Source organism: Mucilaginibacter pallidiroseus (assembly GCF_007846085.1).
In the GTDB taxonomy this organism is placed as follows: Bacteria; Bacteroidota; Bacteroidia; order Sphingobacteriales; family Sphingobacteriaceae; genus Mucilaginibacter; species Mucilaginibacter pallidiroseus.
The window spans coordinates 493654-510409 of sequence record NZ_VOEJ01000001.1 but is presented as its reverse complement, the minus strand read 5'-3'; the positions used below and the strand labels follow the sequence as shown (position 1 = coordinate 510409).

The following is a 16756-nucleotide window of genomic DNA, read 5'->3' as shown; positions in this document are numbered from 1 at the left end:
TATTAGTGGCAAACCTAAGGCCATGAAAAAACTAAGCGTTATCATCATCGTGTTACTTGCATGCTTAACGTTGCAAGCCCAAAACAAACAAAAGTCGGTAACGAGCCTTGCGTTTATGGCCGGTGATTGGCGCCTTAAGCACAAGTGGGGCGACATGCAGGAATTATGGAGTGCACCCTATGGCGATAACGTGATGGGCACTTTCAGATGTGTTAAAGATGGCAAAGTTGTATTTTACGAGTTTATGGTAGTTGAACAAGGGCCGGATGTACCTGTATTGAAACTCCGCCATTTTAATAAAGGCAGCATTGGTTGGGAAGAAAAAACCAAGCCGTTATCAATGCCGGCTATCGATGTTTCAAACAATCAGGCAGTGTTCCTTTCGATAGATAAGAAAGTTAAGATCACTTACGAGCGCATTGGTGCTAATAACATGGATTGCATTTTAGATGAAAAAGGCAAAGACGGAAAGTGGACAAAAGAGGTGTTCAGTTATGTAAGATTTAAAAACTAATTATCATATAATTGTCGTTTTCAAATCGGTGATTCTGCTTGTCAGCAATCACAAATCAACTATTTACTAAAATACTTATCTTTGCGGCTTGCAAATGAACAAGAAAGTAGCTTTTTATACGCTTGGCTGTAAGCTTAATTACTCGGAAACATCGTCTATAGGGCGTATGTTTACGCAAGCTGGTTTTGATACGGTTGACTTTACCGACACTCCCGATGTGTTTGTAGTAAACACCTGCTCCGTTACCGAAAATGCCGACAAGAAGTGTAAGAAGATTGTTAAAGAGGCGCTTAAAATTTCGCCCAACGCATTTGTGACTATTGTGGGGTGCTATGCGCAATTAAAACCAAAAGAAATTGCGGAAATACCCGGGGTTGATATGGTTTTAGGCGCTGCAGAGAAATTCCAGCTGGTTGATCATATTACCGATCTTACCAAGAAGCCAAAAGCAGTTATTTACAACCAGCCGGTTGAGCATGCCAACACATTTGTTCCCTCATACTCATTTGGCGACCGTACCCGTACTTTTTTAAAAGTTCAGGACGGCTGCGATTATTCATGTACCTTCTGTACTATCCCTTTGGCACGTGGCGCAAGCCGCAGCGATACCATCGAGAGCGCTGTGAATCAAGCAAGAGAAATTTCTGCATCGGGCGTTAAAGAAATAGTTTTGACAGGTGTAAACCTTGGCGACTTCGGCATTCGTAATGGCCAGCGTGAGGATCGCTTCTATGATCTTGTAAAGGCTTTGGATGAGGTTGAAGGTATCGAAAGGATTCGAATTTCGTCAATAGAGCCAAATCTATTGAGCGATGATATCATCGAATTTGTAGCACAATCAAAACGTTTTGTGCCGCATTTCCATATTCCGCTGCAATCAGGGTCAGATAAGATATTGGGTCTTATGCGCCGCCGTTATCGCCGCGATTTGTACGCAAGCCGGGTTGCAAAAATAAAGCAGGTAATGCCCGATTGCTGCATTGGCGTCGACGTTATTGTAGGCTTCCCCGGCGAAACACGTGAGGACTTTGTTGATACCTACAATTTCCTTAACAGATTGGATATCTCATACCTGCACGTATTTACTTACTCGGAGCGGGAAAATACGCCTGCTGCAGAGATGATTGGCACGGTGCCCGGATCTACCCGCGCCGACAGGAGCAAGATGCTGCATATTTTAAGCGACAAGAAGCGCCGTGCTTTTTACGAAAGTCAGTTGGGTAAAAACGGCGATGTACTTTTTGAGGGTGATATAAAGGATGGTTACATGCACGGCTTTACTAAAAACTATGTGAAGGTGCGCACCAAGTTCGACCCCGTATTGGTCAACGAATTGAAAACCGTTCACTTAACCTCAATTTCACCTGACGGTGATGTGGAAATAACAGAAAGCGAAGAGATATTAGTCCATTAAAAGCTATATTCGCCTGTTAAAATTCTGCTTATGTTCCCAAGCATCTATCATCTTCTGCATTACCTTTTCGGCATCGAGGCGCCTGTTCTTAAAGTTTTTCAAACCTTTGGTTTTTTTGTAGCCCTTGCTTTTATTGCTGCTTACTGGGCGTTTACCGAAGAGTTTAAGCGTAAAGAAAAAGGCGGTTACATACACGCAAGGAAACAAACAATTACCGTTGGGGAGGGAATAAGCGCAGGAGAATTGATAGGTAATGCGCTATTTGGATTTGTTATTGGCTACAAAATAGTTGATGCCGCGCTTAACTTTAATCTGCTTGTTCAGGATACACAATCTTTTCTGATATCAACACGTGGTAACTTTTTAGGCGGCGTTGTTGTTGCTGCATTATTTGCATATTGGGCTTATTATGAAAACAAAAAGCAACGCCTGCCGCAGCCAAAGCAGCAGGAAGTAACCGTACACCCGCACGAGTTGATGAGTAGCATTTTGCTTTGGGCTGCCATTTGGGGTTTTGCCGGTGCAAAACTTTTTAACGCGCTTGAAAACTGGGACGATTTTATGCGCGACCCGATAGGTATGTTGGTTGGCTTAAGCGGGCTTACCTTTTATGGGGGCTTGATATGCGGAGGCTTGGCTGTACTATATATAGCAAATAAAAATGGTGTAAAGTCGTTGAACATGCTTGATATTGGCGCTGCCGGAGTTATGCTTGCATACGCAGTTGGACGCATAGGCTGCCAAATGTCTGGCGATGGTGATTGGGGAATATCCAACACTGCCCCAAAGCCAGGCTGGCTTAGCTGGGCACCTGATTGGATGTGGGCATTTAAATATCCGCATAACGTGAGCGAAATGGATCCGGGGAATCGCATTGCCAACTGTGTAGGTAAATATTGTAATGAGCTTACTCTGCCTGCTTACCCAACGCCTTTTTATGAAACAATCATGGGTCTTATTCTATTCGGCATTTTATGGAGTATACGTACCAAAGTTAAGGCACCTGGTGTATTGTTTGGAATCTACATGATATTTGCCGGTGTGGAGCGCTTTTTGATCGAACTGATTCGCGTAAACACAAGGTATCATGTGGCGGGTATATCCTTTACACAAGCCGAACTGATTTCCGTGCTTTTAGTAATCGGTGGCTCGTTCCTGATTTATAACGGACAGCGTAAGTATAAAGGCGTTCCGGTAAACGCCTAAGCATTTTTACTCTTAAAATCTCGTTATGCAATTGAATCAAATTATTGATAATGTTATTGACGTTTCCAAGATAGCGGGAGATTTCATCCGCCAGGAACGGAAAACATTCGACCCTGATAAAATTGAATATAAAGGCTTGAATGACCTAGTATCTTATGTTGATAAAACCGCAGAAGAAAAGATAGTTGCCGGTCTGCAAAAAATACTACCCGAAGCAGGGTTTATTACGGAAGAGAAAACGCTGAACAAAATCGGCGACCGCTTTAATTGGATTATAGATCCGTTGGATGGCACTACGAATTTCATACATGGTTTGCCAACCTTCTCGGTAAGTATTGCGCTTCAGGAGTACGGCGAACCGGTTTTAGGTGTAGTTTATGAAGTTAATCAGGACGAATGTTTTTCGGCCCATAGGGATGATGTGGCTTACCTTAATGGCAAAGCGATAAAAGTGAGCAACATTCCAACTATCGAGAAAAGTTTAATAGCTACAGGTTTCCCGTATTATGATTTCAGCTACCAGGAAAGGTACATCAAACTCTTTACCGAACTGATGCGCAACTGCCATGGCCTGCGCCGTATCGGTTCGGCGGCTGTAGATTTAGCCTACACCGCTTGCGGTCGTTTTGAAGGATTTTATGAGTACAACTTAAATGCGTGGGATATAGCCGCCGGCATTGTAATTGTAAAACAGGCGGGAGGCGAAGTGGTGAATTTTAACGGCGGTAACGAGGTGCTGAACACTCGCGAATTGCTTGCCACCAACGGTAAAATAACAGCAGAGATGCTGGAGTATATTGAAAAGTACTTTATTGTTTAGGGTTTCAAAGATCTAATAACAGATTGAACCGATTATATAGATGCTTGCGTCAAGAAAAAAGGCCGATCAAATTAAATGATCGGCCTTTTTATATCGGTGTAATCGCACAAAAATCAGTGCAATCAAAAATATTAAAGCGCTTCCGAAACTACTTCAGTAACTTCGGGTACCATACGTTTAAGCAGGTTTTCGATACCGGCTTTTAACGTTACTGTTGATGACGGGCAACCACTGCATGATCCGCGAAGCTCAACGGTTACTACACCTTCATCGAATGAACGATAAGTAATAGCACCGCCATCCTGCTCAACAGCCGGCCTAACGTAATCGTTTAATATCTGCTGGATTTTGATCTCCGTTTCGGTACCCTCAAAGTTTGTATTTTCTTCCTGTTCAACAGCCTGCACTTTCAGTTCCGACTCAACTGCGCCTTTAACAAACTCTTTCAATATCGGCGTAATGTCATCCCACTCGGCACCTTCTGTTTTGGTAATAGTTACAAAGTTGCTCGCAAAGAACACACCGTTGACAAATGAAAATTTATATAATTCCTTTGCAAAAGGCGAAGCCTCTGCACTTTCCCTGGTAGCATAATCAACGCTGCCATTTATAAGCAACTTGTTTACAATAAATTTGGTAGTTGCCGGGTTTGGAGTACTTTCTGTATATACACTGATATTCATCGGTTTCAATATTTAATCTTAATAAACAAATGTAAACAGGTTTTTGATTAAAAAATAAATGGCTAAGGCTTATGACTGATTAATGACAACGCCATTAAACCTATATTGACTTATATCCCCGTATAGCTCTGCGGGGTTACCGCCTTTATTTCACTCTTAACTGCCTCAGATACGTCCAATCCCTCAACAAATTCAGCTATTACGTGTGCATTTATTTGCGTATTTGTACGCGTCAAATCCTTCAATGCCTCGTAAGGATTTGGATACGCCTCCCTGCGAAGTATTGTTTGAATAGCCTCGGCAACAACAGCCCAGTTAGCTTCTAAGCTTGCGTTGATAGCAGCCTCGTTCAATAATAATTTATTTAAACCCTTTATAGTCGATTTAAATGCAATAATGGTATGCGCCACAGGTACACCAATGTTGCGCAGCACAGTTGAGTCGGTAAGGTCACGTTGAAGGCGTGATATTGGCAACTTGGCAGCCAGGTGCTCAAACAAAGCGTTCGCAATACCCAGGTTACCTTCGCTGTTCTCAAAATCAATTGGGTTAACCTTATGCGGCATAGCCGATGAACCAACTTCGCCTGCTTTTATTTTTTGCTTAAAGAAGTTCATCGAAATATACGTCCAGATATCGCGATCAAGGTCAATGATGATGTTGTTGATACGTTTAAACGCATCGCATTGCGCGGCAAAATTATCGTAATGCTCAATCTGCGTAGTAAATTGCGAACGGCTCAGCCCAAGTATATTGTTTACAAAGTGGTTTCCAAAAGCTTTCCAATCTGTACCCGGGTAAGCAATATGGTGGGCATTAAAGTTACCCGTAGCACCCCCAAATTTGGCAGCATGAGGTACTGCTTTTAAAAGCTCAACCTGCTTTTCAAGTCGCTCCACAAATACGCTTATCTCTTTGCCCAAACGGGTTGGAGAGGCTGGCTGGCCATGAGTATGCGCCAGCATAGGCACGTTATCCCAATCAGCCGCAAACTTTTTAAGCAAATCTACCAACTCTGTAAACAATGGGTAGTAAGCTTCCTCGAGCGCTAATTTAAAAGAGTAGGGGATGGCTGTATTATTAATGTCCTGCGATGTAAGGCCGAAATGGATAAATTCTTTATGTGCCTGTAAGCCCAAATTATCAAAACGCTTTTTTATAAAGTACTCAACCGCTTTAACGTCATGATTGGTAGTCTTCTCAATTTCCTTAATTTCTGCAGCATCCTGTTCGGTAAAGTTGTTGTATATGTCCCGAAGTTGACCGGAAAGGCTATTGTCAAAACCTTTAAGCTGCTCAACAGGCAGTTGGGCAAGTGCTATAAAGTACTCTATTTCAACAAACACCCTGTATTTTATAAGGGCATATTCAGAAAAGTATGCAGCTAATCCGGCTGTTGCATTACGGTAGCGGCCGTCTACGGGAGATATTGCAGAAAGGGAATTTAATTCCATCGGAGATAAAGATTTTTTTGACAAAGATAATCATTTGAAAACTTACGACTTGTTGTCGAAAAAATCTGAAATAAATTTTCAACGGAAACGATAAAATCCAAAAATGTTTCCTTAGTTTTGACCTATAATGTCAAACGGTCAAATAGAACGAATTATACTGGGTAGTGAGGAGCTTTTTATGCAGCAAGGCATTAAAAGCGTTACCATGGATGACATTGCTAAGCACCTCGGCATGTCCAAAAAAACAATTTATCAGTTTTTCAGCGATAAAAACGAGTTGGTGAAGGCTTTGGTCAAAACCAAATTGCAGGATGATCATAACCAGCTTTGCATGATGATCAATAGCGCTGCAAATGTTATTGAAGAGATGATTAACATGATGAAAGGCTCGGAAGAGATCTTTAGCCGCATTAACCCGATTGTAATACATGATCTTCAAAAATATCATCCTCAAGCATGGGCAGATTTTCAACGTTTTAAAGCTGATGTATTGGTGAAGACTCTGGAAGAATTACTATCAAAGGGGATTAATGAGGGCGTTATAAGGCCGGATATTGATGTGAGGATATTGGCAAAAATGCGCGTTAATCAAGTTGAGATGGGCTTCAATACGGCAATTTTCCCGGTATCTCAATTTAATCCCTGGGCGGTTCAGTATCAAATGCTGGAACACTTCAACTATGGCATATGCACTATCAAGGGTCATGAGTTGCTTGATAAATATAAAGAGGAGCATCATGTACAAATCACTTAAGTATTTTTTTACTGCTGACATACCGCTGTCGAAATCCCTGCTTGCTTTGCAACACAAAACAGAACAACATATATCTCAAACACTAATGAAACGATCACTGCTATTGCTCGCCTGCATTGCCTACAGCTTCGGCAGTAGGGCTCAAGGGGGGGCGCAAACGTACAACTTTACAGTGGCTGATGCTGTGAATTATGCTTATAGCCATCAAGCATCGGTGCTCAACGCAAACCTTGATATCAAGAGCGCCGAGTACCGTGTAAAGGAAACCACCGGGATTGGCCTACCGCAAATAAACGGTACGGCAAGCTTTACCGATTATCTTAAAATCCCAACTACATTACTACCCGGAGAATTTTTTGGGGCACCGGCAGGTACATTTATCCCTGTAAAGTTCGGTGTTAAGTATAATTCAAATCTTGCTGTTACCGCAACACAAAAATTATTTGACGGTAGCTATTTTGTTGGATTGCAGGCTTCGAAGACTTACAAGGAACTTTCTGCAAGAGCTTACACCCGCTCAAAGATTGACGTGAATGTTAACGTTACCAAAGCATATTACCAGGTATTGGTAAATAACGAGCAATTAAGACTGCTTGATGCCAATATAGCTCAGCTAAAACAGCAGGTTGACCAAACTACGGCGCAAAACAAGCAAGGCTTTGTGGAAAAGATTGACGTTGACAGGATTGACGTACAATACAATAACCTGCTTACCACCCGCGAAAATACTTTGCGCCTGTTGGCATTAAACTACCAGCTGTTAAAATTCCAGATGGGTATGCCTATAGAGAACAACCTGACACTGGCCGATAAGTTGACCAACATTGATTTACAGCAAAACACAGCTGACATGGCGGTTGATACTTCTTTCTACCACAAACGCATCGAGTATAATTTGCAGGAAACGCAGATTAAATTAAACCAGCTTGATCTTAAAAATAAAAAGGCGGCTTACCTGCCAACTTTAAGCGCAAATGCATCTTATGCTGCTTCATATCAAAACAATAGTTTGGGTGACTTATACCGCAACAATTTTCCATCTGCTTATGTGGGCTTAAGCATGAACGTGCCCATCTTTAATGGCTTTCAGCGTAAAAACCAGGTTAGGCAATCAAAAATCACAGTGTTAAAATCAGAAAATGATCTTCAAAACCTGAAAAACAGCCTCGGCCTCGAAGCTGCCCAAGCCAATGTAAGCTACCTCAATGGTTTGCAAACACTCAACAATCAGCGCCGCAGCCAGGAACTCGCCCGGGAGGTATTGCGTGTAGCAAAAATAAAATATCAGCAGGGGGTAGGCTCGAGCATAGAGGTTACGCAAGCACAAACCGGACTGGAAGATGCAGACAATAAATACATACAGGGTTTATATGACGCCCTGGTTAGTAAGGTTGACCTTGATAAAGCATACGGACGAATCCAATATTAAACACACTAAACCGATATACATACAACATGAAAAAAATATTTTACATACCTGCATTAATATTACTTGCAGCTTGTTCAAAACCCAAGGATAAAAAGGCCGAACTGGCCGACCTGCAAAAACAGCAGGCTGAAATAAACGCGAAAATATCAAAGCTACAGGCCGACGTTGGTAGCACCGATTCTGCAAAGGCAGTAGAAGTTGGCGTAACCGATGTTAAAAGCGGGGCGTTTACCAATTATGTGCAGATACAAGGTAAAATTGATGCCCAGGATAACGTCACGGCTTATCCACAATCGCCGGGTACCATCACGGCTATTTATGTAAAAGCAGGTCAGCATGTATCAAGGGGCCAGGTTATGGCACAGCTTGATAATAGTGTGCTAAAACAAAATATTGCGCAAGCACAGGCCCAGATTGATCTGCAACAACAGCTTTATAACAGACAAAAAGCCCTATGGGACCAAAAAATAGGCACGGAAGTACAATTCCTGCAGGCGCAAACTAATTTACAGGCTGGTAAAAAGTCGTTAGCAGGTTTACGCGAGCAGGCGGCCATGTATCGTATTGTATCGCCAATAAGCGGCACTGTAGATCAGATGGATTTGAAATTGGGCCAGGTGGCACAGCCAGGACAAACAGGTATCCGTGTGGTAAACGCTGATTACTTGAAAGTTAAGGCTGACGTCCCTGAGTCGTATGCAAGCAGTGTTGGTACCGGCAACATGGTTAAGATATTGGTGCCCGATGCAAACGATTCATTAACTACCAAAGTGACCTTTGCAGCCAAAGCCATCGACCCAACGTCACGGAGCTTTGCAGTTGAAGTACGACTGCCTGAGCGTAAGACATTGCGCCCAAACATGACGGCCATCATCAAAATAGCCGATTACTCAAAACAGAATGCCATTATCATACCTGTTAAGGCCTTACAACGATCTGAAGATGGCGACTATGTTTACGTGAACGCTAACGGTACTGCAAAACGCACAGCCATCAAAGCGGGCGTTACATACGGCGGCCAAACGGAGATAGTATCGGGCCTTAAAGCCGGCGACCAGATTGTAACCGAAGGTGCAGCTGATATAGAGGATGGCGACAAAATCAAGGCAGCCAAAACTGCAATACAGTAACATAATTATCTGCTACAGATATGAAAGATATTAAAAAAGAATTTGGCCCATCAAGTTGGGCCATTGATAACAAGACTGCTATATACGTCCTCATCTTCTTTATCACGGTTTTGGGGCTTATCAGCTACAATAACCTGCCAAAAGAGAACTTCCCTGACATTGCACAATCTAAGGTGTTTATTACAACGGCATGGGCAGGACAGTCGGCACAAAACGTTGAAAACCTGGTAACAAGGCAGCTGGAGAAGCAGCTTAAATCCTTGAAAGGATTAAAAAAGGTAACTTCAAACTCGGTACAAAACGTATCTATTATTACTTGCGAGTTTCAGGCAAATATTAAAATAAAGGATGCAAAGATAGACGTAAAAGACGCGGTCGATAAAGCCGACCAGGATTTGCCCCAGGGCGATGTTAACCTTAAAGAATCGGTTATCTCTGATATTAATGTGGCCGACTTACCTATTCTTTACATCAACATCTCCGGTGATTACGACCTTAAAAAGCTTAAGGAGTATGCCGACTTGTTGAAGGATGAGATTGAAGGCTATAAAGAGATATCGAAAGTTGAAGAAGTTGGTGCGCTGACACCGGAAATTCAGGTTAACGTTGATCTGAATAAAATGACAGCTGCCCAAATTTCATTTACTGATATTACAGGCGCTATTGGTAACGAGAATATCTTATCATCAGCAGGTACTATTAAAACCGACGGTGTCCGCAGAAGTATTGATATTAAAAAAGATTTTAAAAACGCCGATGAAGTAGCTGCAATGGTTATCCGCAACCCTAAGGGGCAAGCGGTTTACCTGCGTGATATTGCCGAAATTAAAGATGCGTTTTTGGAGCAGGAGAGCTATGCGCGTTTAAAAACGCCTGACAGCAAAGTGTTTAAAAATGTAATTACCCTAAATGTAAGTAAACGGGCTGGCGAAAACCTGATCGAGGCTTCGGACAAGATAAACGAGTTGATAAAAGTTAAGCAGAAAACCGTTTTCCCTAAAGGCTTAAACATCACGGTAACCGGCGATCAGTCTGATAAGACGCGTACCACGCTTAACGACCTTATCAATACAATCATCATAGGCTTTTTGCTGGTAACGGTTATCCTTATGTTCTTCATGGGTACTACCAACGCCATATTTGTGGCGTTATCAGTACCGCTATCATGCTTTATCGCGTTCCTCATTATGCCGGCCATTGGCTTTACGCTCAACATGATCGTATTGTTCTCGTTCCTGCTGGCGCTGGGTATTGTGGTAGACGATGCCATTGTAGTAATCGAGAATACGCATCGTATTTTCGCGAACGGCAAGGTGCCTATTAAAGAGGCTGCAAAAATGGCTGCGGGCGAGGTGTTTCTTCCGGTGTTTTCAGGTACGATGACAACGCTTGCACCGTTTGTTCCACTGGCGTTCTGGAACAGTTTGATAGGACACTTTATGTTCTTCCTGCCAATTACCCTGATCATTACCTTACTTGCTTCATTGGTTGTAGCTTATATAATGAACCCTGTGTTTGCGGTAGACTTTATGAAACCGCACCACGATGGCGAACACGATAACCCTAAGTTTGACAAGCCGACTAAAAGGGCCCTTATATATCTATCTATTGCTACGGTAATTGGTTACTTTATTAATGTTGGTATAGGCAACTTTATGGTGCTGATTATCATACTGTATCTGTTGAATCATTTCGTCTTGTTAAAGGTGATAGACAGGTTCCAGAAAAATACATGGCCTAAGTTTCAAAACTGGTATGCCAAGTGGCTGGAGCGCGCAGTTAGGCGCCCTGTTACTATGTTGGTAAGTACAATTGTATTATTCGTTGCAGCTATATTCCTCTTTGGTGCAGTGGGTAAAACGCCGGAGTTTTTCCCGGCAGGCGACCCTAACTTTGCGTACGTTTATATTACCATGCCTATTGGAACTGACCAGGCCACAACGGACCAGGTTACTAAAACAATAGAGAAACGCGTAGCCAAAGTTGTTGAAGGCGATAATGATATTGTATCATCTATTATATCAAACGTTACTAAAGGCGTAACCGACCCAACTGATGAGGACCAGGGCGATTACCAAAACAAAGGTAAAATTACTGTAGCTTTTGTTGAATTTGGTAAGCGTAACGGTAAAGACACCAAGGAAATTTTAAAGCGCATCCGTAGTTCGGTGCAGGGTATTCCAGGCACTAAAATATCGGTAGCGCAAGAAAACAGCGGCCCGCCTGTACAAAAGGATATCAGTATCGAATTAATAGGCGATAACCTCGACTCGTTGGTGAAAACCGGTAACAGGTTAAAAACTTACATCGAAAAGCAAAACATAGCTGGTATTGAGAATTTGGTGGCCGATGTGCAGAATGACAAACCGGAAATCGTATTTGACATTGACCGTGAACGTGCAAATCGTGAAGGTATTTCAACTGGGCAAATTACGCAGAATTTAGCTACCGCTATATTTGGTGCTAAAGCAGCAGATTTCAGGAATACAAAAGAAGACGACTACAAAATTATGGTGCGTGCCAATGAAGCGCAGCGAGGTAATATTGATGAGTTGCGAAATCTTAAGATCACCTATCGTGACCTTGCAACAGGCGGAGCTATACGCCAGGTGCCATTATCTGCATTTACCGATGTGAGATATACTGATACTTACAGCAACATTAAACGTAAGCAGCAGCGCAGGGTATTAACCTTAGGATCAAACGTAATAAAGCCTTATAATGCCAATGAGGTGAACGCAAGTATTTTAAGGGCCATCAATAACTTTAAAAAGTCTGACGACATTATCATCCGCCAGGGTGGTGGTCAGGAAGATCAGTTGGAGGCAGTTACCTTTCTGGGTGGCGCATTGGCAACTTCATTCGGTTTGATATTGATCATCCTGATGATCCAATTCAATTCGGTTGGTAAAACCCTGATCATTATCAGCGAGATTTTTTTCAGCATTATCGGCGTATTGCTTGGTGTGAGCATTTTCGGTATGACAATGGCCATCGTTATGACTGGCGTAGGTATCATAGCCCTTGCGGGTGTGGTGGTACGTAACGGTATATTGCTGGTGGAGTTTACCGATATTTTGATTGAGCAGGGCAACAACCTGCACGATGCCGTTGTTGAGGCTGGGCATACGCGTATGACACCGGTATTATTAACTGCTACAGCAGCTATATTGGGCTTGATACCGCTGGCGGTTGGCTTTAATATCGATTTTGTGGGTTTATTTACACACTTCGAACCGCATATTCACTTTGGTGGCGATAACGTTGCCTTTTGGGGGCCATTGGCATGGACAATGATTTTCGGCCTTGGCTTTGCAACCATCATTACCTTGATATTGGTGCCTTGTATGTACATCATCCGTGTAAACCTCAAAAATTACTTTTTTGGAAAAAAGGAAAATCATACAGAAAAACCAAAACTTGAAGTGACAGAAGCATAATTTCCCAAAACAATCAATAAGTAAGGGCCGCAGTTTTCAATTGCGGCCCTTCGTTTTTAGTAATTAAATTTAACTAAATCGAGCAGTGAGCTTTTTAAGCGTTTTGGCAATCCTTCTTAACCGGCGTTCGTTTTTGCTACCTGCATCTAATGCATCATACACAAGCCCACTTGTAACAGCGTAAATCGCATGATGTAGTGCATCAATGGCAATTTCATTTGGCTTTTGCTCAGTCACAGGTTTGCTAACCTTGTATTTTGGGAGCATAATAAGTGCTGTGCCCCAAACCGCTCCAAAGTGTACAAGTGTAGCAGGGATACCCTTTAAGCCGGTTAATCCTATAAGTCCGCGCGCAATTCCCCACGTGGTACCGTATGACCAGTGAATCTCCTGCGATAGCTTTTGCTCTTCATCTTTGCTTGCAGGTTTAGCGCCTACAGTTTCTTCTGCTATTTTAACTGGTGCATTGCTCGGCTCGCGTTTGGTTATTTTCATTTCAATCATCTGCGACACCGTCATGGCTGCCGTAGCTGCTAGTCCGGCCAAAAGCCCTTTTCCTATGGCGCTGCCTAATGCACCTAATGTATTATCCTGATGTATTTTCATGGTAGTGTTTAAGTCAACAACAGTTTAATTTGCCTTATGGTTTAAAAATTTGCAAAACACAAAGTTGTGATACAAGGTTTACAATAACGTACCAGCATATTTTACGCTGCACTTCTAACAATCAAAACATGAATAATAATACATCATCTTTCTTACGCGCGGCCGGGCTTGGAGCGGTGGCTGGCATGCGCACATTTTTGGCGCCTGCAATTATCAGCCACTTTTATAGCCGTCATAAATCACAAAATATCGAAGGCTCTGCAGTAGGGTTTGTACAAACTATCCCAACGTCAAAAGTATTTAAGGTGCTTGCCGCCGGCGAGCTGATAGGCGATAAAATGCCAATGGCACCCAACCGCACGGAAGCACCCGGACTGATAGGCCGCATAGTAACCGGTGTTTTTACCGGCGCCACTATTTACAAGGCAGATAGCAAAAATGCTCTATTAGGTGGATTAATAGGAGGTACAGCCGCGGCTGCAGCAACATTTGGTTGTTTCTTTCTGCGAACAACCCTCAACAAAAAAACAGCACTTCCAAACTTTGTTACGGGCGCTTGCGAAGATGCACTTGCCATAACACTGGGCGCAAAACTGATAAGCAGCAACAGGTAATTAACATATTAAACTCATCTTTTTATTGGGTTTAAAGAAGCGCCTGTAAATTTGATAGATTTGTTAAAAAAGTCAGGACAATATAATTCAATAAGGAGTTTAATCATATAGATGAGTACGGCAGTAGACCAGCAAGACATTAAACGGGAAAAGATATTAGAGGCATCCTATCAAAGATTTCTTCATTACGGCTATTCAAAAACCACCATGAATGAAATTGCCGGTGACCTGTCAATGTCGAAAGCCCTACTTTACTACTACTTTCCGGATAAGAGCGAGCTTTATATGGCCGTAATGCGCAACCTTGCCAGCCATTATTTACAAATGCTTGAGCAGAAGTTTGACACTTTTAATAGTCTACGGGAAGCATTCCTTTTCCAGGTGAATACGCATCATGATTTCATGATTAAGAATTATAACTTCTTTGACTTTTTCCGGATGAACGAGCAAAACCCACCGGATACTGTTTGGAAAATAGTTGGACAAATACGTGAAGCCGAGATAAAGCTGCTTACCAACGCTATTGACAAGGAATCAGAAAAAGGAAACGTGAAGCAAATAGATAATCCTAAGGAAATTGTGGAGCTTTTCCTTGATGCTTTACACGGCCTTAAATTCGGCAATGTACTTACACAAAAAAAGAACAGCTTCCCGCAGCGTGAGCAACTCGACGAGATACATAACAGGCGCTTACTGCTGATAGATATTTTTGTGAACGGACTTAAATAAGATTATTGTAAAGCATTATTTATAACAACGTTGCCCACAAGCATTTTGTGAACGGGGCAAGCGTCGGCAATGGTCAACAACCGCTCTCGTTGTTCATTTGTAAGCTCACCCTTAAAAGTGATTTTGGCATCTATCTGGACACCTTCTTTATTTTTAAACATCTCCAGGCTGATGTTAATTTCATCAACTATCCACATCTTACGTTCAATATACATGCGCAACGTAATAACGGTACAACTGGCCAGGCCTGACAACAGTAGATTGTATGGTGCCATTCCGGTATCTGCTCCGCCCAAGTCGGCCGGTTCATCAGCTATCAGGGTATGACCACCACTATTTACTATGGCCTGATAATTTATCCTGCCTAACGTTGCATTTGCCGACGCGAGTATATCTTTTTCACTATCCATTTGCCAAGTATAGTAATTAAAGTGCAAGTTTAATCCTGGTCGAGGTTAACCAGTGTCCAATTGCTTTTATTGGCTGCATTGCCTCCGTCGTACTTCAGCGTGATACGAAAGTCGTTTTTTACATCTTCTCCGTCGGTATAAAAGGATTTGATAACGTAAACAGAATCTGATTTTTTTGCGAACTGGTATTGCGAATCGCTAAAGGTTACGTTTGATGAAAGGGTTGTAGGGCGTATAAACTCTTTAGCTATGCTATAGGCAACGTCACTGTCGGGCAAGCCAGTAAACGGGTCTAAACTGCCGGTAAATGCATATTTCGCCAGCAACAACGCAAACACCAGCACAAAAACAACCATCATCCATGCGGCTTTAACAGCCGATTTTTTCTTTACGACTTTTTCCTTTAGATAATCACGTTCCATTGTTTAAAATTAGGCATGAATGTATCTAAAAATCAGCTGACTTAACTTTATTTTCTCACTCCTAAACGGTGTTATCTTTTAGGTTAAATTAATAGAAATCATAGCAACGTGTTGCGCCCCTAAATTTCTTTTCGGCATTTGATCTTGATGGCAAAGTAGTTTCATAACCAATGCTGCCTTCGCTGGTGCCGCTGGTGTTGCTGTAGTTAAGTCCCCGGCCCGAAGGCACATCATGGCTTACGCCCAGCCTTACCTTTTCGCCGCCTTCTCGGTTAATGAAAAGATCGAAAATGAGCGATAATACTACTGAGCTCGGCCCGCCCTGACCACCGCTGCGATACCACAGGCCTGCGTTAATGCTGCGGCGCTTGTACTGCATGCCTGCACTAATGGATTGTGCCGGGCCTTGTTTATACATCACTACAGATGGTATAACGTATGATTTTTCCTCTTCATACAAATTGTCGTCCCTACTAATATTGAGGCGATAACTGGCGTGAGCGGTAGCGCGTACCGGGAGCTTGTAAGTAGTACCTGTGAACGATTCATTGGGCTGGTTTACATGCATTGCAGCCCCGCCAATATTGAAGTTACCGGCAGTTAGGTTTAAACCGAATCCGGCATCAAAGTAAAACTTGTTGTTGAACTGTGGCAGGTCTGCGCCCGATGTTGAACCCGGGATATAGCCAAGCCGCGGGTCTATCTGATCGCCAAACACAAGCTTTCCAAAATCAACCGAGCGGTTGGTTACACCCGCCTGAAGCCCGAAAGATAGCACGTATGCATCAGACCCAACGCTATAAGAATATATGCCCGAAATATTGTTTTTGTTAAGATATGCCGTTCCTTCAGAACTACGGCTAAACAACAATCCAATGCCACCTCCAAACTGCGGAACGCTTAAATCAACCGATGCAGAGAGATAGGAGAGGCTGCCTGGCACGGATGTATATTGATTACGATAGATCAGATTAACGCGCAGATCACCTTCAAACTGGCCATTCAACGCCGGGTTCAAATAAAGCGGGGAGTTAAAAAATTGTGAATACATATGATCCTGGGCCATTAGGCCAGGCGCAGAAAAGGCAAGTGCAAAAAATAAAACGAGTTTTAAATATCCCTTCATCATCT

Annotated in this window: 16 protein-coding genes; 10 read left to right on the top strand and 6 right to left on the bottom strand. The window is 42.6% G+C overall.

The window, feature by feature from the left end:
• Positions 1–22: 22 nt before the first annotated feature.
• From FPZ43_RS02290 to FPZ43_RS02275, 4 genes are all read left to right on the top strand, one after another.
• On the top strand, positions 23–514 hold the full coding sequence (locus tag FPZ43_RS02290) for a DUF6265 family protein (protein ID WP_146380223.1): 492 nt from the start codon (positions 23–25) through the stop codon (positions 512–514).
• Between the two features lie 94 nt (positions 515–608).
• Positions 609–1928, top strand: a complete 1320-nt coding sequence (gene mtaB / locus FPZ43_RS02285) for a tRNA (N(6)-L-threonylcarbamoyladenosine(37)-C(2))-methylthiotransferase MtaB (RefSeq protein ID WP_146380222.1) — start codon at positions 609–611, stop codon at positions 1926–1928.
• A gap of 30 nt (positions 1929–1958) precedes the next feature.
• A complete protein-coding gene (locus tag FPZ43_RS02280) occupies positions 1959–3134 on the top strand; it encodes a prolipoprotein diacylglyceryl transferase (RefSeq protein ID WP_146380221.1) in 1176 nt (391 codons plus the stop codon).
• Between the two features lie 25 nt (positions 3135–3159).
• Positions 3160–3954: an inositol monophosphatase family protein gene (locus tag FPZ43_RS02275; RefSeq protein WP_146380220.1), complete on the top strand. Its 795-nt coding sequence runs from the start codon at positions 3160–3162 to the stop codon at positions 3952–3954.
• Between the two features lie 131 nt (positions 3955–4085).
• On the opposite strand, the gene FPZ43_RS02270 is transcribed toward FPZ43_RS02275, so the two are convergent.
• A complete protein-coding gene (locus FPZ43_RS02270; protein WP_146380219.1) occupies positions 4086–4637 on the bottom strand; it encodes a NifU family protein in 552 nt (183 codons plus the stop codon).
• A 110-nt stretch (positions 4638–4747) separates the two neighbouring features.
• Positions 4748–6091 carry an adenylosuccinate lyase gene (gene purB / locus FPZ43_RS02265; protein WP_146380218.1) on the bottom strand — a complete coding sequence of 448 codons (1344 nt, stop codon included), beginning with the start codon at positions 6089–6091 and terminating at the stop codon, positions 4748–4750.
• A gap of 127 nt (positions 6092–6218) precedes the next feature.
• Between purB and FPZ43_RS02260 the strand changes: the two genes are divergently transcribed.
• The 4 genes from FPZ43_RS02260 (at position 6219) to FPZ43_RS02245 (ending at position 12844) form a co-directional block, all read left to right on the top strand.
• Positions 6219–6845: a TetR/AcrR family transcriptional regulator gene (locus FPZ43_RS02260; RefSeq protein ID WP_146380217.1), complete on the top strand. Its 627-nt coding sequence runs from the start codon at positions 6219–6221 to the stop codon at positions 6843–6845.
• 85 nt (positions 6846–6930) lie between these two features.
• Positions 6931–8274 (top strand): TolC family protein, encoded by a 1344-nt coding sequence (locus FPZ43_RS02255; RefSeq protein WP_146380216.1) that lies wholly within the window; start codon positions 6931–6933, stop codon positions 8272–8274.
• 26 nt (positions 8275–8300) lie between these two features.
• On the top strand, positions 8301–9404 hold the full coding sequence (locus FPZ43_RS02250) for an efflux RND transporter periplasmic adaptor subunit (protein WP_146380215.1): 1104 nt from the start codon (positions 8301–8303) through the stop codon (positions 9402–9404).
• A 20-nt stretch (positions 9405–9424) separates the two neighbouring features.
• On the top strand, positions 9425–12844 hold the full coding sequence (locus FPZ43_RS02245; protein ID WP_146380214.1) for an efflux RND transporter permease subunit: 3420 nt from the start codon (positions 9425–9427) through the stop codon (positions 12842–12844).
• A gap of 69 nt (positions 12845–12913) precedes the next feature.
• On the opposite strand, the gene FPZ43_RS02240 is transcribed toward FPZ43_RS02245, so the two are convergent.
• A complete protein-coding gene (locus FPZ43_RS02240) occupies positions 12914–13450 on the bottom strand; it encodes a hypothetical protein (RefSeq protein WP_186461742.1) in 537 nt (178 codons plus the stop codon).
• Between the two features lie 128 nt (positions 13451–13578).
• Here FPZ43_RS02240 and FPZ43_RS02235 point away from each other — a divergent pair, with 128 nt between their 5' ends.
• Together FPZ43_RS02235 and FPZ43_RS02230 are read left to right on the top strand one after the other, a co-directional pair.
• Positions 13579–14064 (top strand): DUF4126 family protein, encoded by a 486-nt coding sequence (locus tag FPZ43_RS02235; RefSeq protein WP_146380213.1) that lies wholly within the window; start codon positions 13579–13581, stop codon positions 14062–14064.
• A 111-nt stretch (positions 14065–14175) separates the two neighbouring features.
• Positions 14176–14793: a TetR/AcrR family transcriptional regulator gene (locus tag FPZ43_RS02230; RefSeq protein WP_146380212.1), complete on the top strand. Its 618-nt coding sequence runs from the start codon at positions 14176–14178 to the stop codon at positions 14791–14793.
• A 2-nt stretch (positions 14794–14795) separates the two neighbouring features.
• On the opposite strand, the gene FPZ43_RS02225 is transcribed toward FPZ43_RS02230, so the two are convergent.
• From FPZ43_RS02225 to FPZ43_RS02215, 3 genes are all read right to left on the bottom strand, one after another.
• Positions 14796–15203 (bottom strand): OsmC family protein, encoded by a 408-nt coding sequence (locus FPZ43_RS02225; RefSeq protein ID WP_146380211.1) that lies wholly within the window; start codon positions 15201–15203, stop codon positions 14796–14798.
• Positions 15204–15232: 29 nt separating this feature from the next.
• Positions 15233–15625, bottom strand: a complete 393-nt coding sequence (locus FPZ43_RS02220; protein WP_146380210.1) for a hypothetical protein — start codon at positions 15623–15625, stop codon at positions 15233–15235.
• A gap of 88 nt (positions 15626–15713) precedes the next feature.
• Positions 15714–16751: a PorP/SprF family type IX secretion system membrane protein gene (locus tag FPZ43_RS02215; protein WP_146380641.1), complete on the bottom strand. Its 1038-nt coding sequence runs from the start codon at positions 16749–16751 to the stop codon at positions 15714–15716.
• Between the last annotated feature and the right edge of the window lie 5 nt (positions 16752–16756).